27 protein-coding genes are annotated in these 25494 nt (G+C 42.2%); 9 read left to right on the forward strand and 18 right to left on the reverse strand.

From position 1 onward, the window contains the following. From dapA to lysA, 6 genes are read left to right on the forward strand one after another with little or no spacing between them, the layout of a single operon-like run. Positions 1-897, forward strand: coding sequence for a 4-hydroxy-tetrahydrodipicolinate synthase (gene dapA / locus ACFFLE_RS01685; protein WP_380569446.1), 897 nt, complete (start codon positions 1-3; stop codon positions 895-897). Continuing rightward, entirely contained in the window at positions 894-1622 is a 729-nt protein-coding gene (gene dapB / locus ACFFLE_RS01690) for a 4-hydroxy-tetrahydrodipicolinate reductase (RefSeq protein WP_380569447.1), read from the forward strand. The genes dapA and dapB overlap by 4 nt, the downstream gene beginning before the upstream one ends. 1 nt (position 1623) lies before the next feature. Then, positions 1624-2340 carry a 2,3,4,5-tetrahydropyridine-2,6-dicarboxylate N-acetyltransferase gene (dapD, locus tag ACFFLE_RS01695; protein ID WP_380569448.1) on the forward strand — a complete coding sequence of 239 codons (717 nt, stop codon included), beginning with the start codon at positions 1624-1626 and terminating at the stop codon, positions 2338-2340. Next, entirely contained in the window at positions 2333-3469 is a 1137-nt protein-coding gene (locus tag ACFFLE_RS01700; RefSeq protein WP_380569449.1) for a M20 metallopeptidase family protein, read from the forward strand. Before dapD ends, ACFFLE_RS01700 begins: the two co-directional genes overlap by 8 nt. A gap of 12 nt (positions 3470-3481) precedes the next feature. Then, on the forward strand, positions 3482-4570 hold the full coding sequence (locus tag ACFFLE_RS01705; protein ID WP_380569450.1) for an alanine racemase: 1089 nt from the start codon (positions 3482-3484) through the stop codon (positions 4568-4570). Beyond that, positions 4548-5810, forward strand: coding sequence for a diaminopimelate decarboxylase (lysA, locus tag ACFFLE_RS01710; protein ID WP_380569451.1), 1263 nt, complete (start codon positions 4548-4550; stop codon positions 5808-5810). Before ACFFLE_RS01705 ends, lysA begins: the two co-directional genes overlap by 23 nt. Positions 5811-5891: 81 nt before the next feature. On the opposite strand, the gene cspA is transcribed toward lysA, so the two are convergent. Then, positions 5892-6092 carry a cold shock protein CspA gene (gene cspA / locus ACFFLE_RS01715; RefSeq protein ID WP_017548994.1) on the reverse strand — a complete coding sequence of 67 codons (201 nt, stop codon included), beginning with the start codon at positions 6090-6092 and terminating at the stop codon, positions 5892-5894. 136 nt (positions 6093-6228) lie between these two features. Beyond that, on the reverse strand, positions 6229-6519 hold the full coding sequence (locus ACFFLE_RS01720) for a DUF1033 family protein (RefSeq protein ID WP_380569452.1): 291 nt from the start codon (positions 6517-6519) through the stop codon (positions 6229-6231). A gap of 105 nt (positions 6520-6624) precedes the next feature. Between ACFFLE_RS01720 and ACFFLE_RS01725 the strand changes: the two genes are divergently transcribed. The 3 genes from ACFFLE_RS01725 to ACFFLE_RS01735 are packed head-to-tail and all read left to right on the forward strand — an operon-like array spanning position 6625 to position 8817. After that, the gene (locus tag ACFFLE_RS01725) at positions 6625-6894 is read left to right on the forward strand and encodes an acylphosphatase (RefSeq protein ID WP_380569453.1); all 270 of its coding nucleotides are present in this window, start codon (positions 6625-6627) and stop codon (positions 6892-6894) included. A gap of 26 nt (positions 6895-6920) precedes the next feature. Then, positions 6921-7649, forward strand: coding sequence for a 5-bromo-4-chloroindolyl phosphate hydrolysis family protein (locus ACFFLE_RS01730; protein ID WP_380569454.1), 729 nt, complete (start codon positions 6921-6923; stop codon positions 7647-7649). Then, positions 7633-8817, forward strand: coding sequence for a toxic anion resistance protein (locus ACFFLE_RS01735; protein WP_380569624.1), 1185 nt, complete (start codon positions 7633-7635; stop codon positions 8815-8817). Before ACFFLE_RS01730 ends, ACFFLE_RS01735 begins: the two co-directional genes overlap by 17 nt. Positions 8818-8868: 51 nt before the next feature. Here the strand turns inward: ACFFLE_RS01735 and brnQ are convergent, their stop codons facing one another. The 16 genes from brnQ to msrA all read right to left on the reverse strand — a co-directional run bounded on the left by brnQ (position 8869) and on the right by msrA (position 25483). Next, positions 8869-10182 carry a branched-chain amino acid transport system II carrier protein gene (brnQ, locus tag ACFFLE_RS01740; RefSeq protein ID WP_380569455.1) on the reverse strand — a complete coding sequence of 438 codons (1314 nt, stop codon included), beginning with the start codon at positions 10180-10182 and terminating at the stop codon, positions 8869-8871. Positions 10183-10290: 108 nt separating this feature from the next. After that, on the reverse strand, positions 10291-11964 hold the full coding sequence (locus tag ACFFLE_RS01745) for a vWA domain-containing protein (protein ID WP_380569456.1): 1674 nt from the start codon (positions 11962-11964) through the stop codon (positions 10291-10293). A 74-nt stretch (positions 11965-12038) separates the two neighbouring features. Continuing rightward, complete coding sequence (locus ACFFLE_RS01750) at positions 12039-12830, reverse strand: ATP-binding protein (RefSeq protein WP_344703059.1); 792 nt, start codon at positions 12828-12830, stop codon at positions 12039-12041. After that, positions 12830-13036: a DUF6501 family protein gene (locus tag ACFFLE_RS01755; RefSeq protein ID WP_380569457.1), complete on the reverse strand. Its 207-nt coding sequence runs from the start codon at positions 13034-13036 to the stop codon at positions 12830-12832. The genes ACFFLE_RS01750 and ACFFLE_RS01755 overlap by 1 nt, the downstream gene beginning before the upstream one ends. A gap of 85 nt (positions 13037-13121) precedes the next feature. Then, positions 13122-14402 (reverse strand): 2-oxoglutarate dehydrogenase complex dihydrolipoyllysine-residue succinyltransferase, encoded by a 1281-nt coding sequence (odhB, locus tag ACFFLE_RS01760; RefSeq protein ID WP_380569458.1) that lies wholly within the window; start codon positions 14400-14402, stop codon positions 13122-13124. Between the two features lie 14 nt (positions 14403-14416). Further along, on the reverse strand, positions 14417-17191 hold the full coding sequence (locus tag ACFFLE_RS01765; protein WP_380569459.1) for a 2-oxoglutarate dehydrogenase E1 component: 2775 nt from the start codon (positions 17189-17191) through the stop codon (positions 14417-14419). Positions 17192-17303: 112 nt separating this feature from the next. Further along, the gene (locus ACFFLE_RS01770; protein ID WP_380569460.1) at positions 17304-18668 is read right to left on the reverse strand and encodes a HAMP domain-containing sensor histidine kinase; all 1365 of its coding nucleotides are present in this window, start codon (positions 18666-18668) and stop codon (positions 17304-17306) included. Then, positions 18665-19339 (reverse strand): response regulator transcription factor, encoded by a 675-nt coding sequence (locus tag ACFFLE_RS01775; RefSeq protein WP_380569461.1) that lies wholly within the window; start codon positions 19337-19339, stop codon positions 18665-18667. The genes ACFFLE_RS01770 and ACFFLE_RS01775 overlap by 4 nt, the downstream gene beginning before the upstream one ends. Positions 19340-19524: 185 nt before the next feature. Beyond that, positions 19525-20151, reverse strand: coding sequence for a phosphatase PAP2 family protein (locus ACFFLE_RS01780; protein ID WP_380569462.1), 627 nt, complete (start codon positions 20149-20151; stop codon positions 19525-19527). Continuing rightward, on the reverse strand, positions 20151-21227 hold the full coding sequence (gene murG / locus ACFFLE_RS01785; RefSeq protein ID WP_380569463.1) for an undecaprenyldiphospho-muramoylpentapeptide beta-N-acetylglucosaminyltransferase: 1077 nt from the start codon (positions 21225-21227) through the stop codon (positions 20151-20153). The genes ACFFLE_RS01780 and murG overlap by 1 nt, the downstream gene beginning before the upstream one ends. A gap of 99 nt (positions 21228-21326) precedes the next feature. Further along, complete coding sequence (locus tag ACFFLE_RS01790; RefSeq protein WP_380569464.1) at positions 21327-22913, reverse strand: S41 family peptidase; 1587 nt, start codon at positions 22911-22913, stop codon at positions 21327-21329. Between the two features lie 116 nt (positions 22914-23029). Then, the gene (deoD, locus tag ACFFLE_RS01795) at positions 23030-23749 is read right to left on the reverse strand and encodes a purine-nucleoside phosphorylase (protein WP_380569465.1); all 720 of its coding nucleotides are present in this window, start codon (positions 23747-23749) and stop codon (positions 23030-23032) included. Positions 23750-23779: 30 nt separating this feature from the next. Beyond that, on the reverse strand, positions 23780-24001 hold the full coding sequence (locus ACFFLE_RS01800; RefSeq protein ID WP_380569466.1) for a YozE family protein: 222 nt from the start codon (positions 23999-24001) through the stop codon (positions 23780-23782). After that, positions 24001-24501: a PTS sugar transporter subunit IIA gene (locus ACFFLE_RS01805; protein ID WP_380569467.1), complete on the reverse strand. Its 501-nt coding sequence runs from the start codon at positions 24499-24501 to the stop codon at positions 24001-24003. Before ACFFLE_RS01805 ends, ACFFLE_RS01800 begins: the two co-directional genes overlap by 1 nt. Positions 24502-24534: 33 nt before the next feature. Continuing rightward, positions 24535-24960: a peptide-methionine (R)-S-oxide reductase MsrB gene (gene msrB / locus ACFFLE_RS01810; protein ID WP_380569468.1), complete on the reverse strand. Its 426-nt coding sequence runs from the start codon at positions 24958-24960 to the stop codon at positions 24535-24537. 1 nt (position 24961) lies between these two features. Then, the gene (msrA, locus tag ACFFLE_RS01815; RefSeq protein WP_380569469.1) at positions 24962-25483 is read right to left on the reverse strand and encodes a peptide-methionine (S)-S-oxide reductase MsrA; all 522 of its coding nucleotides are present in this window, start codon (positions 25481-25483) and stop codon (positions 24962-24964) included. Between the last annotated feature and the right edge of the window lie 11 nt (positions 25484-25494).

The following is a 25494-nucleotide window of genomic DNA, read 5'->3' on the forward strand; positions in this document are numbered from 1 at the left end:
ATGGATAGTCGTTTGATTTTTGAAGGAGTCGGAGTTGCGATTACAACCCCATTCAGCAGTGATGAGATAGATTTTGAGGCATTTTCCGATCATATAGAATACTTGATCAAGAATAACGCCCAAGCGCTCATAGTAAACGGTACTACGGGAGAATCCCCGACCTTATCCATGAAAGAAGCCAAGTTGCTGATTGAAGCGGCAGTGACCAAGGTGGCGGGTAGAATCCCCGTCATTGCCGGCACAGGGACAAACGCGACACAATCAACCGTGGAGATGTCCAAATTCGCAGAAAATGTAGGGGCGGACGGCATCATGCTGATAACCCCCTACTACAATAAGACGAATCAGAAGGGACTCTACCAGCATTTTATCAAGGTAGCGGATTCCACCAACTTGCCAGTGGTCCTCTACAATGTGCCCTCCCGTACTGCCATGACCATAGAAGCAGAGACGGTTTACGCACTCAGTAAGCATCCCAACATCATCGCCCTGAAGGACGCAACCGGCAACTTGGAATATACAAAGCAGCTACTCGAGTTGACTGGGGACGAAAACTTTAGTCTCTACAGCGGTAATGATGACAACATGCATCGATTTTGTTCGATTGGCGGCAAAGGGTTGATTTCAGTGGTAGGAAATGTCATCCCGGGAGAAATGCAGGATATATACGGATCGATTAAAGAGCACAAGCCGGACTCCGAGGCAAAGTTTCAACAGCTGATGCCTTTAATCGAAGCAGCACAGGTGGATGTCAACCCGATGCCGATCAAGGCGATGACAAGCGCTCTCGGTTTTGGATTGAATGAATTCAGGTTGCCCCTGGTCCCTTTGGAAGGTGCAGCACTGGGGCATGCGTTACGAACGTTGAAGAACTATAAGGAGGGCATCGTCCTATGAGGATACTGCTGGTCGGCTACGGCACCATGAACAAAATTACGGCACGTCTGGCAGAAGAAGGAGGACATGAAGTGGTGGGGGTCATAGTAAATGGCGATAACCACTCCCCCTACCCCACATTTCAAAATATAGATGACGCCCAGGCAGACGTGGCGATTGATTTTTCCCACCCCGCTCTAATATTACGCCTTCTGGAAAATGAAGTGGCCACTCCCCTTGTGGTGGCGACTACCGGAGAAAAGGAAGCGGTCATTTCAAAGCTGAAAGACAAAAGTCGTGAAGCGCCAATATTCTTCAGTGCAAACATGAGCTACGGGGTCCATGTCATGAACAGCCTCCTGAAGAAGGCGCTCGGACTGCTGGAAGAATTCGATCTGGAGATGGTTGAGCGGCATCACAATAAAAAAGTGGATGCCCCAAGCGGTACGCTTGTCAAACTTCTCGATACCGCCCTCGACCATCGTCGTGGCAGTTATCCCGTATATGACCGGTCGAACACTAACGAAAAAAGGAGCAGTGATGAGATTGGCGTGAGCGCCATCCGTGGTGGTTCGATCGTCGGCACACATGATGTCATCTTTGCGAAAGATGATGAAGTGATAGAAATCACCCATCAGGCACAGTCCAAAGAAATATTTTCAAATGGGGCTCTAAAAGCAGCGGCAGAATTGGTACATCGTCCAAAAGGATTCTACGACTATAACAACCTATTCGAGGAGAGATAAAATGAGGAATTTTTCAGCAGAGGAAATCATACAATATATAAGCGATGCGCATAAAACCACACCTGTAAAAGTATATGTAAATGGTCATTTCGAAGGTGTGGAATTCCCCGATTCGTTCAAAGTGTTCGGAAGTGATGCCTCAAAAACGATATTCACTGACCTTGCAGATTGGAAAGTGTTTGAGGAAACGCATTCAAACAGAATCAATGACATTGAAATTGAGATGGATAGAAGGAATTCAGCCATTCCTTTGAAGGACTTGTCCGAAACGAATGCACGTATCGAACCCGGCGCCTTCATTCGTGAAAATGCTGTAATTGAAGATGGTGCAGTAGTGATGATGGGTGCCACCATAAATATAGGGGCGGTTGTCGGTGAAGGCACCATGATCGATATGAATGCTACTCTGGGAGGCCGTGCCTACACAGGCAGAAATGTACATGTAGGCGCAGGCGCCGTACTTGCAGGTGTCATAGAACCGCCGAGCGCATCGCCCGTCGTCATAGAGGATGAAGTCCTGATCGGTGCCAACGCGGTCATATTAGAAGGTGTCAGGGTTGGGAAAGGTGCGATCGTGGCAGCCGGTGCGATCGTCACTGATGATGTTCCCGAAGGTGCAGTTGTGGCCGGCACGCCTGCTAAAGTCATTAAACAGGCAGAAGATGTGGAGGGGTCAAAAAGGGAAATCGTCTCAGCTCTGAGGAAACTCAATGACTGAATTGGAAGCAGTCAGGTCATATAGGCGTAAGCTCCATCAATTCCCGGAACTATCCCTTGAAGAACACAGGACGACTGAATATATAACTGCGTTTCTGAACAGCTTGGATATCACGTTCGAACAGCCACTTAAGACAGGAGTGGTCGCCTATGTAAGGGGTAATTCGGATCGGACATTCGCGTTTAGGGCGGATATAGATGGGCTCCCCATCCAGGAAGAGAATGATGTTGAATACCGCAGCAGGAACGATGGGAGGATGCATGCGTGTGGTCATGACGGCCACACTGCTGCCATGATGCTTTTTATCGAACGCTGTAAAACCTTATCGGATAAAGGCAGCTTGAAGCATAATGTAATCTGTATCTTCCAACCTTCTGAGGAGACTGGAGCAGGAGCTAGACAATTGCTTGATGTGTGGCACCCAGGAGACGTTGAGGCGATATTTGGGATCCATATGATGCCTGAGGAAGACGAAGGGACGGTGGTGGTCCGGGATGAGGAAATCACAGCCAGCGCGACTGAATTCCGTTTTTATATAAAAGGTTCTTCTGCCCATGTCGCTGCAAAGCATGAGGGTGTATCGGCCATTGAAACACTCCTCTGCATCTCCAGCCAGCTCACCCAACTTCAGCATTTCCATCTGAATGGACTCAATCGGAACATCATCCATATCGGAAATCTGCAAGCAGGCGAAGCAATTAATACTGTGGCTTCAAAAGGTTACCTTGAAGGGACAATAAGAACCTACGAAGCAGAAGATCTTGAAAAGATTAAATTACGCATGAAGAAATTGGCTAATTCTGCACGCAATCTTTTTGGCGCAGAAGTGGAAGTAATTTTCAATGAAGGTTATCCACCAGTCATCAATTCAAACAAATTACGCCCGCAAGTCGAAGGCGCATTATCTCTATTGGATTTAAATGTCGTCGATAATGAAAAGCCATATTTGTTCGGCGAAGATTTCAGTTTCTACAGAGCGTTGGCACCCTGCTACTTTGTGTTTTTCGGCTGTCGAAACAAGGATAGAGGATTTACGAATAGTCTTCATACTCCTCTTTTTGACTTCGATGAAAAAATACTGACGGCAGTGGCAGATTATTATATGACCCTTCTGAATGATACTCTTTAAGGTGGTGACCATATGGGCGGTGTTGTTACGATAGATCAAAAACAGTTCATAAAGACAGCCAGGCAAGCGACAGGCGGTAATGATGTGATAGCCGTCGTTAAGAATAATGCGTATAACCACGGTCTTCAATTTACAGTTGAATCTTTCCTTGAAGCGGGGATAAAGGCATTTGCGACGACATCGATGGATGAAGCACTCACCATCAGGGAGTTGTCTGAAGAAGCAATGGTGTTCCTGATGAATCCCGTGCAGGAAATTGAGGTGGCCAGGGAGAAAGACATCCACATCACGCTCCCCTCCCTGCAATATTATTATGATAACAAGGACAGGTTGTCAGGGGTAAAGGTCCACCTAGAATATGCCGGTCTATTCAACCGTTCAGGATTTGAAAATGCAGAAGACATAAAAGAAGTGATTCGGGATGTATATTTCAGTGATCAGGAACCAGGAATCGACATCCAAGGTATATGGACGCATTTCGGCTATGCAGATGAAATAAAAATGGATCATTATGAACTGGAACGTTCATTATGGATGGATGTACTTGCAGAAGTCAGTTCAACCGGGCATAATTTCAAATATATTCATGCACAGAATAGTGCCAGTTATGCACGTGACGGCCTTTTTACAGGCCACACCCATCTCAGGCTAGGCATTGCGCTCTATGGATCCCGCCCCTACTCCCTTTTATCTGCTGATGACTATGTACAGAGCCTTTCATTGAAAGCACCAATCATTCAGATAAGGAGGCTTACAAAAGGACAGAAGTGTGGTTACGGGGGTGTTTATGAGGCGAAGGATGATGTACATATCGCAATTGTAGATATCGGCTACGGCGACGGAATTCTGAGGAAACGCGCTGACTTTGATTGTATGATAGGCACTAGAAGATTTCCGATAAAAGCCTTGATGATGAGCCATATGATAGTCGAAGTCGATGATATTGTTGAAGTCGGTGATGAGGTGGTCCTATACAGCAACGGTATGAGGATAGATGAGTATACCAATTTAGGCGTCGGCGCCAATTCAGAACAGCTCGGTGCACTGAACTATAATTCTCTAAAAAAGGTGATTTTAAATGATGATAGAGTATGTAGATAATGAGCTTCAGATCAAAGGTCATCCTCTATCGGAGGTTGCTGATAAATATGGTACCCCCCTATTTATTTATGATGAAGATGAGATACGGGAAAATTGCCGCAGATATCACCACGCCCTCCAGAAGGATGAAATTGGATATTCGATTTCATATGCTTCAAAAGCATTTACTTCTATCCAGTTGGTGCGTCTTCTGCGGGAAGAGAACATGAAGATGGATGTCGTATCGGCAGGTGAACTTTATACAGCCCTTGCCGGTGGAATGCCAGCGGAAGATATACACTTTCATGGCAACAACAAGACTCGAGAAGAGATTGAGTATGCACTTTCAGCAGGAGTCGGGCTATTTGTGGTGGATGCCCTTGACGAGGTGGCACTTATAGATGATATTGCTCAGCACCCAGTCCAAGTATTGTTGAGGGTAAATCCAGGGGTTGATGTTGACACCCATTCATATATACAGACTGGCCAGGCGGATAGCAAGTTCGGATTATCGATTTCCAATGGCTCTGCCTTAGAGGCTATAAAAGAGATCAAGCATAGCCGCAATCTTGAATTTAAAGGTCTACATTATCATCTTGGGTCCCAATTGACCGAAATACAGCCGTTTATCGATGCCATGGAAATGGTGTTGAGATGGTTGAAAGAAACTGACATTCAAATTGAGGTACTGAATATGGGGGGCGGATACGGCATCAAGTACACAGAAAAAGACGACAGATTTCCGATTGAGGAAGCTTTTGAAGAAATTATCAACAAATTGAAAAACCTGTGCAGACAGTATAGCATGGCCCTGCCCCACATCATGATAGAACCTGGGCGTTCAATTGTTGCAGAAGCAGGAGCCACTCTATACGAAACAGGTGTGGTCAAAGAAATACCAGGTGTCTCCCGGTATGTTTCCATAGATGGGGGGATGAGTGACCATCTACGTACAGCACTATATGGCGCTGAGTATACAGTACTCCCAGTCAAAAAAGAGGAAGGAAAAGAAATAAGATCACATATCGTCGGGAAACTCTGCGAATCAGGGGATGTGATCAGTAAAGACATTGCTCTGCCTGAAAATATCACGCGTGGAGATTTGCTTGTAGTCAAATCTACAGGAGCCTATCATTATTCAATGGCCTCCAATTATAATCAGATGAGAAAACCGGCAGTGGTGTTCATTTCGGATGAGGGAATACGTGAAATCATAAAAAGGCAGGCACTCGCCCAATTGATAGAGAATGATGTTACTTGAATATATTAATATTTAAAAACCCCAAGGCAAAAGCCTTGGGGTTTAGATGATACAAATCCATTTAAAATAAATTGATTTATATTATAGTTTAACAACGTTAGCAGCTTGTGGGCCGCGGTCGCCTTCAACTACTTCGAATTCTACTGATTGACCTTCTTCAAGTGATTTGTAGCCTTCTTGGTTGATTGCAGAGAAGTGTACGAATACGTCATTCTCGCCTTCAATTTCGATGAAGCCAAAACCTTTTTCTGCATTGAACCATTTTACTGTACCTTGTTTCATTAATAAATCCTCCAAAAACGATATTCAATAGTAAATATCATATGACTATTGATATATTGATTATACTCTATTTTAACTTGTTTTGCAAACCAATATGCTATTATATTTTTTGTATCATAAGAATATTCTGAGTATCCTATTTGACTACTTCATTATCTTTGATCATGATTGGAGTATAGAAGATTTGAAGGTCTTCATCACAGTCTTCACAGTATTCCAGTTCACAACCATTGAAAAAGGCATGCATATCATACTTACCGACCTTATATGAGCTGAAGTGTTTCTTCATATCTTGAATAATATCTGTATATCCGTTTCCCATTTCTTCCTCTGTATCATACGTATACCGGTCCACTATTTCTTCCTGCCAGCCTTCGAAAAGCCACCAACCTTCGTAATCCGCCTTTAGTATGACAACTTCGTACATTTTAAAAACCCCAATTCGGTAACCGTAATAAATGTATTATATACGCGTATAATTCGCATTATCAAGCTAAAAAACCTATAATATATTAATAAGAGGTGTTATAAAATGGAGACAAGAATGATTGTTGTTATTGGAAAAGTCCAAGGAGTCGGGTTCAGGTATTCTGCAAAGAGAATCGCCGATCGATTTGGCATAACCGGGTACGCCGCAAATGTAAGAGATTACGTGGAAATCTATGCATCCGGTAGAAAAGATGACCTTGATGAGTTTACTGAAGAAATCATCAAAGGCGCCTCCCCTACTTCACAAGTTGATGATCATTCAATCAAGAAAATGCCATATGACTCCAGCTACAGTAACTTCTCGACAAAATAGTTATCGACTGAAGGTGTATTGCTTTTATGAATAAAAATATCTCCCACTTGGTTGCCTCTATGGTATCCATACCGGTTGCGTTGATTGCCGGTATGCTTTCGATGATCGCCTTCGACATTCATCTTATATTTGATATGATGATTGCGGCTGGGGCGTTCTTTTCATCCTACCTACCAGTCCAGACGAAAAGTATGCGGTCACAACTGGAAAAGATGGGTATCACGAAAAGTGAGTATCAACATGTTAAAAAGCAATTGTCTGAAGCCAGGGAAAAGATGAAACGCTTGAGGCAAAGCTACAAGAATGTCAGAACACTAAAAGACGCAAAATTGATATATGATATAAACAGGCTTTCGCGTACCATCTATCAAGCTGTAGAAGATGATCCCAAACTTTTCTTCAGCATCCAGCAATTCTTCCATTCAAACCTGGATTCCGCCGTTAACACTATCGAGCAGTACCTGTTTCTATATAAGATGCCTGGAAAGACAAAGGATGAAAAAATCAAGCTTCATGAAACCCGGATTTCCCTCTTTGAGTTAAAACGTACCATACAGTCTAATCTATCGGCGATGAATGCCACAGGCTACCAAAATCTCGAGGTGGAAAAAGATATCATTAAATTGAACAGAAAAAGAAAGATGACGACCCTCAAACTGGATAACCAAATGGAACAGAAAAAAGTCAATTTGAAAAAAGAAGAAAAAGAACCAGTATATCAAGACAGAGGTGAACATGATGAAGGAAGAAAATAATCTGAAGGAATCATTACTCTCTGATCCTTTTTCATCTGTGGATGAGAATACAGAAATTATGCCACAGCCAGAACCCACAGACATCGAATCAGTGGAACAGGATCAACTCACAACGTACAAGGAACGCTTCAGTGAAGAAGACCTTAAGAAAATTGAAGAAATAAAAGATAAAATAGAACCACTGGATAATGATGGATTGATCCAATACGGTTCAAATGCCCAACAGGCCCTTTCAAAGTTTTCCCATCAAATGTTATCGGAAGTACAGTCAAAGGATGTCGGCCCGATAGGAGATACTCTTGAGAACTTGATGAAGAAACTCAAGGAAATAAACCCAGATGAACTGACCGATAAGAAAAAGAATATATTCAATCGTCTGTTCAAACGAGTTAAAAAATCTGTGAATGAGTTGATATCGAAACACCAGAGCGTCGCTTCACAAGTAGACAGGATCAGCATCCAGCTTGAACATGCCAAGGAAGTGCTGATAAAGGATATCCAATCTTTAGATCAATTATACAATCAGAATAAGGATTATTTTGACGCGATCAACATCTACATTGCGGCTGCAGAATTGAAGAAGGAAGAACTGAATGAAAAAACTTTGCCAGAATTAAAGAGCAAGGCACATAACTCTGATAACCAGATGGACGTTCAGGAAGTAAATGACATGATGCAGTATATCAACCGACTCGAAAAAAGGATTTATGATCTGAAACTGTCGCGTCAAATCACATTGCAGTCAGCGCCGCAGATCAGGATGATACAGAACATCAACCAGACGCTTGCGGAAAAGATACAAAGTTCAATATTAACTAGCATACCACTATGGAAAAACCAAATGGCGATTGCGTTGACCCTACTCCGCCAACAATCAGCCTCCCAGGCTCAACAAGCTGTCTCGAACACCACTAATGACTTGCTCACAAAGAACTCTGAGATGCTTAAGCAGAACTCGATTACAACAGCCAGAGAAAATGAACGTGGTATAGTAGATATTGAAACGCTGAAAACTACCCAGGACAACCTTGTCAGCACCATAGAAGAGACATTGAGGATACAACAGGAAGGTTCCCAAAAGAGGCAAGCTGCAGAAAAAGAACTCGTCAATATGGAAGAGGAACTTAAATCAAGACTACTTGAACTTAAAGATGAACATCGTTATTAAAAAGAATCGGCCGCTATTAGATATCCAATAGCGGCCGATTCTTTAATTTTATTAAGAATAGGATATACGTTCTTTCTTGAGACCTATCAGATAGCCGACGATATAGCCGATTATCATTACTGGAATCCATTCGAATGAACTTGCAAATAACGGCATGCTTTCAATCCATCCGATATCCATCCAACCATTACGTTGAATGACAGCCAACACACTGGTTATGATTATAAGATAAACCGGCAGTTGGAAACTGAGTCTCGGTGACGGAACAAAGTATGTTATGAACAACAACGCAACAGAAGCCATGGCGACTGGATAGATGATGTAAAGAACAGGTACACTTGTCTGTATTACCTGATTCAATCCTTGGTTGGCAAGCAGAAGTGACAACAACGTGAAACCGATGACAAAAGTTTCATATGAGATTTTAGGCAAAATACTGTTGAAATATTCACTGACCGCAACAATGAGTCCTGTTGCAGTTGTCAAACAGGCGACAAGTACAATAACCCCTAACAATACAGCTCCAAAACCACCATAAGTATCACTGGCGGTGAACGTAAGGATGAATGTCCCCAAGTTCTGATCACCTATAACCTCGTCTCCAATATTCACCCTATTGCCTATCCAACCGAGTGATATATAGATTATTCCGAGCAGCAGAGCTGCGATTGAAGCGGATTTTACGGTTTCTATCAATAATTCTTTTCGGCTGTTGATACCGAGCCCTCTGATGGCATTCAAAACGATCACTGAAAATGCTATTGCTGCTATGGCATCCATAGTCAGATAGCCTTCCGTGAAACCGACAGAAAATGGTGCACTGGCATTAAATTCTTCCGCAGAAGGATTCGGAGCATTACCTGTATACATCATTATAGCCTTGATGATGAGGGCGACGATGGTAAGGAGTAATACCGGCGTCAAAAACCGTCCAATATTATCGACCATACTTGTCGGGTTGTAGCTGAGGGCGAATACTATAATGAAAAAGACGATTGAAAAGATAAGAAGACTAACCCCACCAGCTCCGTTGATAAATGGAACGGCTGCCATTTCATATGCAGTTGTTGCAGTTCTCGGAATGGCAAAGAAAGGTCCAATGGCCAAATATATGGCGACCATAAATAAGACTGCGAATACGGGATGAACCACTTTCAATGACTCCCTGTACCCTCCTCTTGAGATTGAGCCTGCAATCACCCCGACCAGAGGTAATCCTACCCCAGTGATGACGAACCCGATAATCGCCAGCCAGAACAGATCCCCGCTTTGAAAACCTAGACCCGGCGGGAAAATAAGGTTGCCTGCTCCAAAGAACATGGCAAACAACATAAATCCAACTATAAGACTGTTTTTAAACTTCATTTATTGACCCCCTAATTGAATTTGATATAAATGATAGACTTTAGTTTGCAGTATAAAACTGTTTTAGTCTATTAAAATTCTAAATTGTCAGATATAAGACACAGACTATTACAATAACATCTGTGTCAGCAGTCTTTGCATAAGTTGCGGCAGAACATATACGATATCTTCAGCATCGTCAACAATGACAACATTAGTATCATATATATTTTTTATGGCTTCTAATGTATTTTCTTCATTATCTTGGTTTATGAAGATATTGATTACTCCTATACCATTTTTAGCTGCTTCCTGCACAGCTTCATGAGTGTCAATTATACCGCTCTGATTATATTCTTCTGCGCTTGGCAATCCATCTGAAAACATAATGATGAACTTATTCTTTTCATTACGCCTATTTAAAAGCTCCATCTCATGCCTCAAGATCATACCATCCCTATTATCACCCGAAGCTTCAATATTTAATAAAGAAACAGGATAGTAATATTTGGAGCGCTCGAAATCCATATGTTCATAGATGGTGTTGGGATAGTGATTTTTCATGACCTCAAATGTATCTTCATGGTGCGAAATGATACGATGAGGGATTTCAAGCGTCTTTAACACATTGTTGATGATGATTGCCCCATTACGGCACCCTTCGAGATTCTCCATCATAGAGAAAGATTGATCGATGATAAGAGTAAATGCAGCATCTATTTCTCTCGATTCAGTATTTTTCTTTGTAAAAACTTTATGGCTACCTGTAATCATTGGCCCTACCGGATTTTTCATGAGCCTACCTGAAGATCGGTTATCTTGTATAGAATTTATCTTGTAATCAAGAATCTGCATGATCTCTAGAATGATTTTCCGGGCTGTAGAGTGATAGATATCATATAATGATTTGTAATCCGTGTAATTCGTGAGATTTATTTTAGGTTGCACAATATTCAGGACGGCATTGTGGTTGGCAGAATAGGAGTCCATGAAGTGGTTATCACCAGTATTTGTGCCGAAACCTTCGTGGTAATCATCAACATCATCATTATAATCATTTTGCTTTCCATGATCGTTTTTGTGGGATGCGTTGTCGCCCGTCTCACCAATCATGTTAGCCTGCCCCGCATCCCTATCCGTTTTAGTATCTATCTGCCTCATCTCATCCTGTTGGTCTTCATTGGATTTGCTTTCTAGTTTCTGTGCATCCTTCCGTAAATCATCTTTTCGGATGGCTGACTCGATTTCACTGAACGGCATATCATGAATCTGAAACTTGGAAGACACTGAGATGTACCTGGACAAATAATCTGTCATCTCTATTGCGAGCTTTATACTTTCGGCAGTGGAATGGGTGATGATATTAAAATATTCATCCATGAAATAAAATGAATCTTCCGATTTTAAAATGGCTACATTAAATCCTTTTAAAAACTTCTCGGCATCACTTTTGGAAGGTTTTTCATACTCCCTCATCATGATAGTGTCACCTGGACCAATCATGTGTACTATTAATGGACGTTCTTGTAGTGCATATTTTCTAGTACGGTTATACTCCAGCGAAAGAAAGATCTGTTGGGTAAACCTGGATTCCTCTTTCATTTTGCTGTATAAAGCATAATCAAATATAAAAATGGAAGGATAACGTGTCAGGATATCGTACCTGAATCCTTCCAATTCGGATATATCCTGTCTATGTTTCCAAAAGAAACTGAGATTGAAGACATTATCAACTGGGTTGAAGTAACTGAACTTACGCACCATGACAGTAGTTTTTTCCTGTTTGAGCAGAAGGCGCGTCAAATCCGTCAACTCCATCATAATTTTTGAATCTATAACTTCATCGTTGAATTTAATAAATGAATAAGCGATATTCCTCACCTTCCAAAGCGTAACTCAGCTGCATTTAAAATCGCCTTCTTCTCCTGGTTACTATCGAGCTTGTCAATGATTGTGCGGCGACACGCTCGGTTTATAGGTATTTTAGTTGACAAGTCTGCGAGGTCAATCAGACTCCTGACACTGGAAGCTTCCTGTGAAATCTGCCCCTGTTCTGTCATGGTAACGAGATCAGTATGGAAAAGAGTGATTGCGTCAATGACTGATTCCTCTTGTTGTAAGCTTTGTGCTTTCAGAACTTCAGTCAGTGCCTCTCTCGAGACATAACCGAGTTCGATTACGTTGAACCGGTTGAGTAGCGCTTCATTCATGGGCATTGTTCCGACATATCCGACATTTATCGCGGCAATGACATTAAATCCATCCTTTGCCGTCGTTGTTTCACCTGTTAAAGGGTTGGTAATGGTTCGGCGGTAGTCCAAAGCGGCATTCAATATAGGCAAAACTTCCGGTTTCGCCATATTTATCTCATCTATATAGAGAATTGCCCCTTCATTCATCGCCTGTATGACGGGTCCCGACACGAATACGACTTCCTGCTTGCCATCGATATACTCGATTGTCTTGAAACCAAGCAAAGATTCTATATCTACATCCACTGAACAATTGATGCTGTACATGGAACTATTCATATCTTCAGCTAAATTTTCAGCAAGTCTGGTCTTTCCCGAACCGGTCGGCCCTTTGAGCAGGAGATTTTTATTCAGAGACATTATTATTTTCGAATCTTCATATATGGTTTCATCATTATGGAGAAAACGAATAGCCATTATGATTCCACTTTTTCGAAATATGTCTTGTAATAGCCGCCGACTTTTCCGGAATTATCTATGACGAATATATATTCTTCAGTTTCGTTCACCATTCTATAAGTTTCACCAACAGTCAACATATCAGAAACTTTATATTTTTCGGCATCTGTGTGCACTACCTTTACTGTACCCAAGTCATTTTCGTACCATGTTTCATGTAACATATCAATCTCTCCAGTCATTTTATTTAATATGATTCTAACATAAAAAAGTCAGGCGTCACATGGACGCCTGACACAAAATATATTATCAGCCTTCAAGAAGTAGATCTTCAGGATTTTCTACAAGATCTTTAATCGTTTTCAGGAAACCGACTGCTTCTCTGCCATCAATTATCCGGTGGTCATAGCTTAGTGCGATATACATCATTGGGCGGTTTTCCATATTTTCATCATCTATTGCAACAGGTCGTTTTTGAATGGTATGCATTCCAAGAATGGCTGCTTGAGTACCATTGATGATAGGCGTGGACATCAGTGATCCAAAGACGCCACCGTTTGTTATTGTGAACGAGCCGCCGGTCATATCATCGAGACCCAACTTTTTATTTTGAGCTTTTTTCGCCATATCTGCAATGCCACTCTCTATTTCAGCGAATGTCTTACGATCACAGTCCCTTACGACAGGCACTACAAGCCCTTCTTCAGTCGATACTGCAACACCGATGTCATAGAACTGTTTGAGTACGAGATCGTCTCCATCAATTTCAGCATTTACCGCTGGGTATTTTCTTAGTGCTGCTACTGAAGCTTTAGTGAAGAATGACATGAACCCGAGACGGGTACCATCATGACGTTCTTGAAACTCTTCTTTTTTACGTTTTCTGAGTTCCATCAGATTTGTCATGTCAACTTCATTGAATGTCGTCAACATGGCAGTATTCTGGGAAACTTCCAGCAGACGCTTGGCAATAGTCTGCCTTCTGCGTGAAAGCTTCTCCCTTACTACCGGCTTTTCAGGTTTGCCCGAGTCTTGTGCCTTAGGCTGTTGTGTTTGTTTTGGTGCTTTTTCTTCGGCAGGTTTAATGCCATGGTTCTCGACATCTTGGCTCCTCACCAACCCGCGTGGATCGGCAGCATTGATATCACTGATTGAGATGCCTTTTTCACGTGCCATTTTGCGGGCAGAAGGGGTAGCGACTACATGTTCATCATCAGAAGAAGATTCTGATGTCGCTGGTTCTTCGGATTTTGTCTCTTCTTTGGCAGGCGCTTCTTCTTTCTTTTGTTCTGGTTGAGAATTTTCATCTTCAGAGGAACTCTCTGAAGCTTGTTCATCAGAAGAGTCCGCTTTACCGCTTTCGTCAACTATAGCAATGACTTGTCCGACCTCAACCGTATCCCCTTCTTCAGCTTTCAGTTCAGTAAGGGTACCAGCTTCTTCACTGATCACTTCTACGTTGACTTTATCAGTTTCCAGTTCAAGGATATTTTCACCTTTTTCAACATAGTCGCCTTTTTGTTTTAACCAAGTCGCAATCGTTCCTTCTGTTATGGATTCAGCTAGTTCCGGTACTTTTACTTCAGCCATTTTTTAACCTCCTATTATTTAAAAGCAGTTTCGATTATTTTTTGTTGTATCAGTTTATAGGATTCTCCATCGCCCTCAGCAGGAGATGCCCGTCTCAATCTTCCAATGTAGTTCAATTCCACTTTTTCAGGGAGGACCTCGAGCAATAGTGGCAACGCATAATGGTATGCACCCATATTTTTCGGTTCTTCCTGAACAAACCTCACTTCTTCGAGATTTTTTAGATCATCCAATAGATCTTTCAGCTGTTCGGATGGGAATGGATAAATCTGCTCCAGCCTTACAACAATGGTTTCATCGTCAGGATTATCCTTTTGTTCAGCAAGAAGGTCTACTGCCATTTTTCCGCTTGCAATTAATACTTTTTTAACTTTTGTCTTTTTGTAGGAAGGAATGATTACTTCCCTGAATTGACCTTCAGTGAATGCACTTACCGGCTCACTCACTATTGCGTTGCGGAGCAGGCTTTTTGGTGTCATCAGAACGAGAGGTCTCATCTTATCGGTATCCATGTATTGAGCTTGCTTACGCAATAGGTGGAAATAATTGGATGCGCTGGATAAGTTTGCAACCGTCATATTATTCTCTGCCGCAAGCTGAAGGTACCGCTCGAGTCGTGCTGAAGAGTGTTCCGCGCCCTGACCTTCCTGTCCATGCGGCAAGAAGAGGGTCATGCCGGAAGTTTCTCCCCATTTGGCGTTCCCAGACGATAGGAAATTATCAAATAACACTTGTGCCATGTTTGAAAAGTCACCATACTGTGCTTCCCATATCGTCATAACATTTTTATGTTCAATATTATAGCCATAATCAAAACCGACTACAGCAGCTTCGGATAATGGTGAGTTGTGTATATCGAATGAGGCACTCAGGTCTTCAATATTGTGAAGAGGGACAAGTTCTTCACCACTTTCCGGGTCATGGAGTACCGCATGCCTTTGGGCGAATGTACCCCTTTCGGAGTCTTGTCCTGTCAGACGAATAGGAGTGCCATCCTGGTTGATTGTAGCGAAAGCGAGTGCTTCAGCATGCGCCCAGTCCACGAGATCCTTATCATCCTCAAAAGGTTTTTTGCGGCGGTCCAATACTTTGGAAAGCTTTTTGAACACAGTGAAATTCTCCGGATAATCGAGGAGTGCGTCATTAATCTGTTGGAGCCTATCCCTTGAAATGTTATCTTCAGGGTCGCTGTCTTGACCTTCCATCACCGAGTCGGGAGCTTTGAGGTCACCATCTATATTGGTATCATTTTTATCGATGGCATCGTGTGCCGCTCTCATTTCATCAAATACACTCTGGATAATTTCCTGCTTCTCATCTTCAGAAAGAATATCTTCCTCAACGAGTCTGGAACCGTAAAGCTCTTCAAGAGTTTCCCGCGACTTGACTTCTTTGTAGAGAAGTGGGTTTGTAGCGGATGGTTCGTCCATCTCGTTATGGCCGTATCTTCTATAGCCGATTACATCTATGACGATATCCTTACGGAATTGCTGCCTATATCTCAAGGCGATCTCCATTGCACGCAAGACATGTTCTGGCTTATCCGCATTGACATGTATCACAGGGAGGTCGAAACCAAGTGCAGGGTCTGAAGCATAGACAGTTGACCTTGCATCTGTTTCTTCAGTTGTGAAGCCTATTCTGTTATTCGCAATGATATGCAGGGAACCACCGACTGAATAGCCCTTCAATTTACCCAGGTTGAGTGATTCGTACACAATCCCCTGTCCCGGGAAGGCGGCATCTCCATGGATGATTGCGGCAATTGCTTTGTTGGTATCCTGTTCTGGACGGCCAGCAAGGTTCGTCGCCTCTTGCTGTGCCCTTGTTCTGCCGAGGACTACAGGGCCCGCGACTTCAAGGTGACTTGGGTTGTTGGCGAGGGTGATGCGTTGCTCAAGACCTTTGTCAGAACGCGTTTTAGCGCCGCCAAGGTGATATTTGACATCACGCATCCAACCCTGTGTAATTTCCAGGGAACCATCTTCAGGAAGGAATTTCATGGGATCAGTATGCATGAATTCACTAATCATCATTTCATATGGCTTTTCAAGAATGTGCGTCAGTACATTCAGGCGGCCACGGTGGGCCATACCGATCTGAAGGTTTGGTATTCCCTGCCCTGCCATAAGAGTGAGCAGATGATCAAGCATAGGAACGATGGAGTCAAGGCCTTCAATAGAAAACCTTTTCGCACCAACGAAGTTTTTGTGAATATACTTTTCAAAACCTTCTACTTTAGCCAGCATTTTGAAGAGATGTTTTTTTTCATCATCCGACATTTCAAAATTACGTTGATCTGCAATCATCTCCTTGAACCACTGACGTTCCTCAGTGTCATTGACATGCATGTATTCGTATGCAATCGGTCCAGTGTAAAGGTCATGGAGCTGCATTAATGCTTCATAAGCATTATCGTTGTCATCGCTTAGATATTCACTGACAACGGTAGCAGGCATGTTTTTCAGATCTTCTTCAGTCAGATCGTAATCTTTGAAATCCAAACTTGGCACATTTTTTATATCAGGATCATACACGGGATAGATTTCCGATTTCAAATGTCCAAATAGCCTTATATTGTCGATGAGATGAAGTAGATTCTTCACCTTCTTATGGTCAGTTCCCGAAGAATCGGCAACAGCACCACCCGAGCCGAGATTTTCAAACAGGAATCGCATTTCTTCGCTTACACTGTTTGGGTCTTCCTGATACATTTCATGAAGCTCGAGAAGCATTCCCATGTTAGCGCCGAAACGTACCGGGGCATTCTCAAGTTCTTTCTCCTGCATTTTGCCACACCCTCTTTAGAATCTTTTTAACTTATACAGCTCCATTTTAGCACTATAGAATAAGGTTTTAAAGCCAATAATAAGAGCAAAACATAGAATAAGCTACTTTAGGTCACTTTTTCATATAAAAACGGATTGTTACCTTCGTAAACTGTCCTTCTTCGCTTTCCAGCCAGACATTTCCCCTATAGCTTTCAATAAGCTTTTTCGCGATTGAAAGGCCGAGTCCATTGCCTCCCATTTCTCTACTCCTTGATTTATCCACTCTATAGAACCTATCGAATATGGCTTCGATTTCCTTTTCCGGTATTCCAATGCCATGATCCATGATGACTATGTCAAAATGATCTTCTTTCATTTCTGTAGTAATCATTATGTGACATCTATCTTTATCATATTTTATGGCGTTATCAAGAAATATGACGAGTATCTGTTCGAGGTGGTAGGGGTTGATCATATATTTGATCGGTTCTTCTTCCAAGTCAAGTGTGAAAGTATAATTAGAATGGAGTTTCCTCATAGATTCAACACGGCTTCTGACCTCTTCGTTAATATCTACCTTCTCCATATTCATGTCGGGTTTACCTTCATTTTTTGTCAAGATCAACAGTTCTTCGACCAATTTATTAATCCGTCTCAGTTCGTCGATGGATATGCCCAATGACTCATCAAGAACTTCAGGCTTATGTTTCCCCCATCTGCTTATTAATTTCAAATGCCCCTGGATAATCTGGAGGGGAGTCCGTAGTTCATGACTGGCGTCCTCGACAAATTGTTTCTGTTGATTATAGGATTGTTCCAGTGAATCCATCAGGTGGTTGAATGAATCTATCATATAGTCCGTTTCTTCTGAGTTGGTTGTGATCTTCAGACGTTCAGAAAATCCTTGTTCCTCAATCCGTTTCAATTGGTTCGCAATCTTCCTTATTGGGCGTACCATCCTATTGGAGAAAAAGTAGCTGATGACGGAAGTGAAAAGGATAGACATGAAACCAACTACTGTTGCTATGAACATCATCATGCGAATTACTGAGTTGTATGAATTCAAGGGGTGTATGACTGAAATGTAACCATCCCAATACTGTGAATCAATTTTGGTGCTGCCGATAAGAAAATCTTCCTGATCGATTTCAGATTCCTTTATTTCCCGTTCAGAAACAGCTTCAAAATCAATATCGAGTTTCATCGGTATACCGGTAGTGGCGCTGAAGACTTCCTCGCCACCTTGGGTATAGAGAATCATCTTCTGTCTGTCATATAGGCTTGAATATACTTCATCCTGGCTTATGGTGTTGATCGGCTGCGTTTCATATAAGCTTTCCAATTCTTCAATGCTTCTATCGACTGAACGGTACTCCTGATCCTTCAAATATATACTGGTGAAATATATGAGCATCGAACTGAAGATCAGATAGGTTACTGATATGATCAGAGTAGATAGCCTCAGCCATTTATACTTCAACGATTTCTTATTCATGTCCGTATCACATACCCGACTCCCCTTACAGTTTCAATCAGCTTGTGCTTATTGTAGGGCTTCAATTTATTCCTCAAGTATCTGATGTAGACATCCACTACATTCGTTTCAACTTCACTTTCATATCCCCATACATGGTCTAGAATCGTCTCCCTTTGGAGCACGATACCGGCATTCTTCATCAGCAGATACAGAAGATCATATTCGGTCTTCGTCAATTCGATTGGATTGTCGTCAACGGAGACATGGTGGGCGTCGGAATTTATCTTGATGCCATTGGTACTGAGTATCTCGCTTGCATTCACCTGAGATGGTGAGCGTCTCATAATCACTCTGATTCTTGCGAGGAGCTCCTCGATTTCAAAAGGTTTGACAATATAGTCATCGGCGCCATAATCAAGACCTATGACTTTATCGTATGTCTCCCCTTTTGCGGTGATGATGATGATGGGAGTATCTTTTTCCTTTCTTAGCCTTCTACATACTTCAAGGCCGTTTAATCCGGGCAGCATGAGATCAAGGAGGATACAGTCATAATCATTTTCCATTGCTTTCCTCAACCCATCTTCTCCATCTGAAGATGACGTGACCCCATACCCTTCGTGGGTCAACTCAAGTTCTATAAAACGGGCTAGATTAAGCTCATCCTCGACTACAAGTATTTGTTTCATCGTAATCTTCCTATCATTCTTTTTACATATCATATCACTAATCTTCATTTCTAAGAAAGGATAGCAACAAAAAGTGGTATGGCTGTTTTTCAGCCATACCACTTAGAAAGGATATATAGTTTTTGAAAATGATTAGATTAATAAGGGGGGCTTATTCTCATTGAGAATCATTTTCAATTAAAATTTTATCGTTGTAGACGAGTTCTGTCAAGCTTTTTATGCATAATAAAACTTGTACCTGCCACTACAGCGAGACCTCCGACTATCCCAGCTATTACATCAGTTGGATAGTGTACGCCTAGATAAACTCGTGATGATGAAATCATTATTATAAAAAACGCTCCAAGACTATAAAGTAAGGTCTTGTGATCCAGAGAACTGTTTTTCACCAGAACCATCAACGAGCCAAAAAAAATGGTCGAACCCATTGCATGGCCACTCGGGAAACTGAATCCTGTAATTTCTATCAATCGGAGCATCGAAGGCCTTTCCCTATCAAAGGAATTTTTCAGCACCGGGACAAGTATACTGCTTGAGAGCATGGATATGATCAGAAACAAAGTTGCAAACTTCAATCTATAGAGCATCAATATGGTAATCATCACCACTGATAATATGATCATTGAAAGGACTTCCCCGACTTGGGTAAAGCCAAGCATCAATGCTGTAGTGATGAAACTCTCGGAAGCATAGATGAGTTCGTAAACTTCTTTATCCACCCACCGGCCGACCCGTGATTCATGGAACAGGGCAATGGTGCCGAAAATCAGGACAAATACCATGAAAAGCGAGAATTTCTTTGTGCGGCTCATTAATCCACCTCCTTATCCACCAGCATATCCACCAGGTCCTTTGGACGGAAACCTGCATCAAATTGCTTCATTCTGGCAAGTATCTCATCTTCATCGTCTCGAATGCGGTTCACGGCCTCTTGGAAGGTATCTATGCCGAGACCTTCTTCATCAATGACTTCCGCGTACCCCTTCTCTTTAAAATACTCTGCGTTCTCAACCTGGTCTCCCCGGCTTTGTCCTTTGGGGAGTGGGATGAGAATCATTGGTTTCTCATTCAGTAAAAACTCGTAGATTGCATTGGAGCCACTGCGGCCAACTGCAATCTTGGAAATTTTCATAAGATGCGGCAATTCTTTTTTGACGAATTCAAATTGTTTATAATTCGAATTATCAAGCCCTTCAATGTAGTTACCTCTGCCGCACAGATGAATAATTTGCCATTCATTAGTCAGCACGTCGAGATTCTTCCTGATGAAGTTATTGATTGATTTCGCGCCAAGTGACCCTCCCATCACTATCATTACAGGTTTTTCAGGAGTGAAGCCTGTAAGTTCATATCCAATATCATCATATCCACGTGCCAATTCGTCACGTATTACAGGGCCTAGGTATTCAGTTTTATTTTGTGGTAGGTAGTCTAGGGTCTTTTTGAATGTGACGAAAATCTGTGTGGCAAATTTAACGGCAATTTTATTTGCCAGGCCAGGTGTAATGTCAGACTCATGGATATATACAGGTATGCCGAGTGATCTGGCAGCCAGTACTACAGGCACACTGACAAAGCCACCCTTTGAAAATACAAATTCCACCTTCTCCTTCTTAAGGATTTTTCTGGCGTCACCGATTCCCTTTGCAACGCGCGTTACATCTTTAAGGTTCTCCATTGAAAAATAGCGTCTTAACTTACCACTTGAAATATTGTAATACTTAATCGACGTTGCACCGATTATTTCTTTCTCAATGCCTTTTTTCGAGCCGATGTAGATAGGTTCTATACCCCGGTTTATAAGGCATGGGATCATCAGTTTATTAAGCATAACATGTCCCACAGTGCCGCCGCCGGTAAGGGCAACTTTTCTTTTTTTAAGTTCCATACTTTCCTCCATAACTGTTCTATTGTAATTACTTTAAACTATTTTAACTTGCTGTACAATCAGAAGCCGCATAAACATTATGTTCATACGGCTCCTGGATTATTCTTCTGTATCTTCTTCGTCAGGGGACTCTTCAGAACTTTCTTCTGAATCGTCTTCTTCCGGTTTCTGAATTTCAAGTATTTCCGCATGTTCTTTTGCATACTTTTCGATTTCAGAACGTGTAAACTCACCGTTGATATAATCCACAAGATAATTGAGCTGCGCATCGTTTTCATTGATGTAGGTCCGCAACTCACTCATTATGGCAGTGGCTGTTTCGCCAGTGACGTTGCCTGTCTGATCGAGATCATTATCAGCTTGGAATTTCTTTACTGTTTTCGTCAGCTTCTTATCGTAGGATTCGTCAAAATCGTCCATTGGATATCCAAGGGTATCGAGCGCAACCTTGATGGAAGGAACAGATTCATCAGATATGCCTTCTGTAAAGACTTCATCAGGCCCAAGCATCTCAACCCTATAATAATCAGGGTTCAATAGTCGGATATCCGGTGTGATGCCTTTTTCGTGAATCCAATCGCCTTCTGGCGTAAGCCATTTTGTATCGGTGTACTTGAGAAGGGAATCATCACCGAATTCGATTGTCTGTTGAACGATGCCTTTACCGAACGACTCTGTACCGGCAATTGTGACATCAGTCAGATCGTCCATCGCTCCCGTGAATACTTCGGAGGCACTCGCTGAACCTTCATTAATCAGTATATATAGATTAAAGTCGTCCGTGTTGTCATTTGAAGGCCCAGGGGCTGTAATTTCCTTTCGTTCTCCCCCATTCTCTTCGAGGTAAAGTACAGTTTCCCCTTCATCGACGAATTGGTTGATCATGCCGACTGCCTCATCCAGGAGACCGCCTGGGTTATATCTGAAATCAATGATCAGATCTTCAATATTAGCTTCTGCAGCTTCATTCAATTTAGCTTCGAATTCGTCATTGGTGCCTCTTTGGAACCTGTTTATGCTGATATGACCGACTCCGTCTACCTCTTCATAAGTAACACTATCGATATGGATGGTATCACGGGTGATCGTAATCTCAAATGGGTCCCCTTCATTTCTTGCAAGAGTGAGGGTGACATCCGTACCTTTCTCCCCGCGGATAAGTTGAACTGCTTCTTGCACATTCATACCTTCTACTGGCTCATCGTCAACTGCGAGTATTTCATCGCCCGGCTCCACCCCGGCTTCTTCAGCCGGAGAACCACGCATTGGAGATGTGATGATAATGCGACTGCCTTCCTGCATCACTTCTGCCCCTATACCTTCGAAGTCTCCGCTGACGGATTCCTCGAACGAGGCGATTTCCTCGTTATTCATGTACTCGCTGTATGGATCGTCGAGACCTTCAACCATTCCCTGTATTGATGACTCTATCAGTGCGTTCCTGTCAACATCCTCGTAGTAGTTGTCGGTGATGGTGTCATAGACACTATAGAGTTTGGAAAACTCGCTCCTGGTATCAGTACCTACATTAACTGCTTTTTCATTGCCTGCTTCAAGACTCAACGCAGTAATGACTGCAGAAAGTATGATGGAAGTAAGTATTATGATGAGAAACCAGAAAAAATTGATATTTATATGTTTGCCCCCGACTTTGCGGGAATTATTGGAATCATGCTCTTCTTTCAAAATCTACACCTAATTTCTACTTGAATAATTAAGTAACAGTTTATCAGTTTAAAGATGAAAATTAAACAAATATATGTAAAAAGGAAAGGTCTCGACACCTTTCCTTTCTTTTGGAATTATTTTGCTTTTCCAATGAACGGCAGGCTTGCTTCTAAGGCAACCTCTATCATTTCATTGAAAGAAGTTTGTCTTTCTTCACTTGAGGTTGCTTCACCCGTTAATACGTGATCGGAAACCGTCAGAATGGAAAGCGCCCTGGCGTTGAACTTTTTACTGATTGTAAACAATGCAGTGGATTCCATTTCAAGCGCCAATACTCCATATTCCGCCAACTGTTCAATATTGCCATTCTCGTCATAGAAGGAGTCAGCTGTGAATATATTTCCGACTTTAACATTCATGCCCTTCTTCTGCGCTTCATTATAACTTGAGAGCAGCAATTCGAAATCGGATGTTGGAGCAAAATCGATGTTCTTGAAAAGTTTACGGTTCTGATAGGAATCACCTGATGCACTTTGGGCAAGTATAACATCCCTTACTTTGACATCTTTTTGAATAGCGCCGCAAGTTCCTACACGTATCAGGTTTTTAACGCCATACTCGTCCATAAGCTCGTGGATGTAAATGGAGATCGAAGGTACTCCCATACCAGTCCCCTGGACAGAAATGCGTTTTCCTTTATAGTAACCTGTAAATCCAAGCATGTTACGGACTTCGTTATAGCAAGTGACATCATCCAAGAAGTTCTCGGCGATGTATTTTGCACGCAGTGGATCTCCCGGCAGTAGTATAGTGTCGGCAATATCACCTTTTTTGGCATTGATATGAATACTCATTGTTTTATTGCTCCTTTATCTTAAGTTGTTTTAATGCTGCAACCAGTTGAGGTAATCGTCAAAAGCAGTATCAAAATGCGAAAGCGGCATATCTTCATATGGATTGTTCTCAAGATATTCCGTAACCTCAGAATATTCCGTGGAATATTTCGGGAACATGGGATCGTTTAAGATATGTTCGGCTAAACCTCCGATTGATGAGTTTTCACCTTTCCTTGTTTTCATATACTGGTAGAATGAATGATTCTTCATTACTTGACGGTAGCAGTCACAACTACAGTGTCGGCCCTGTTTAAGTTGGTGACATCCTCAACCTTGAATTCATCCAGCATATCACTATTCGTGATGATGACAGGAGAAATGGTGCTGTTCGCTTCTGATTTTACCAGTTCCATATCGAAAGTGACAAGTGGATCCCCTTTTTCGACGGAATCTCCTTCTGAAACATGTCCTGTGAAGCCTTCACCTTTCATCGCTACGGTCTCAAGACCGATATGGATCAGAACTTCAAGTCCATTGGCAGTTCTGAGCCCAACTGCATGGTTTGTCGGAAATACTTGCATGACCGTCCCGGAAACGGGCGCAACGACTTCGCCGTCGGAAGGTTTGACCCCAAACCCTTCGCCCATCATTTTTTCGGCGAAGACCGGGTCTGGGATATCTTCAAGTTGTATATATTCACCGTTTAACGGACTCGTAATTTCCAATTCCTTCTCAGTGTTGTCTTTTTTACCAAATAGATTTTTGAACATAATTTTACTCTCCTATCAAAATGGATTTGAAATTCAATCGAATAATTTAAGGTATTCACCGTAACCTTTTTCTTCGAGTTCATCTTTCGGTATGAAGTCCATAGCGGCTGAATTGATGCAGTAGCGCAAGCCCCCCAGTTCTTTGGGGCCATCTTCGAAGACATGGCCAAGGTGGCTGTCTGAAGCTTCACTCCTTACTTCTATTCTATGCCTCCCGAAGGAATCATCGAACTTTTCACTTACATCTTCTGAAATTGTTTTGGCAAAACTTGGCCAACCGCAATCGGAAGCGAATTTGTCCCTTGAAGTGAATAACGGTGTGCCTTTCAATTTATCGACATAAAGGCCATCCTCGTAATGATTCCAATATTCATTCTGGAATGGTGGTTCAGTTCCATTCTCTTTCATTACGCTATATTCTTCTGGTGATAGCTCTGATTCATGACGTCCTATTGCCATTTTATTTCATCCCCCAATGCTTTTCGATGAATGCTTTTCTGCCGGAGCCCTTAAAGTATGCATTATAATGGGCACTGTTCGTTTTATAGAAATCCTGATGTTCTTCTTCAGCTCTATAGAAGTTTTTGTAAGGTAAAACAGGTGTTTTTATCGGATCATTGAATATATTCTGCTTGTCCAAATCTGCAATTACAGATTCCGCAATTTCTTTTTGCTTGTCATCATGATAGAAAACTGCCGGTGCATATTGCGGGCCTCTATCACCAAACTGACCTTCTGTATCAGTTGGATCGAAAGTCTGGAAAAAGATATTCAATAGTTTTTCGTAAGACATTACAGTTTCATCAAAATCAATCTGGACAGCCTCGACATGTCCTGTTGTGCCGGTTGAGATTTGCTGGTACGTAGGGTTTTCCACATGTCCATTCGAATAGCCGGACACGACGGAATTGACACCATCAAATTGGTCGAATGGTTTGACCAGGCACCAGAAGCATCCTCCTGCTAGTGTAGCTGTTGACAAATTACTCACCT

This window comes from Salinicoccus siamensis (assembly GCF_042429615.1).
In the GTDB taxonomy this organism is placed as follows: domain Bacteria; phylum Bacillota; class Bacilli; order Staphylococcales; family Salinicoccaceae; genus Salinicoccus; species Salinicoccus siamensis.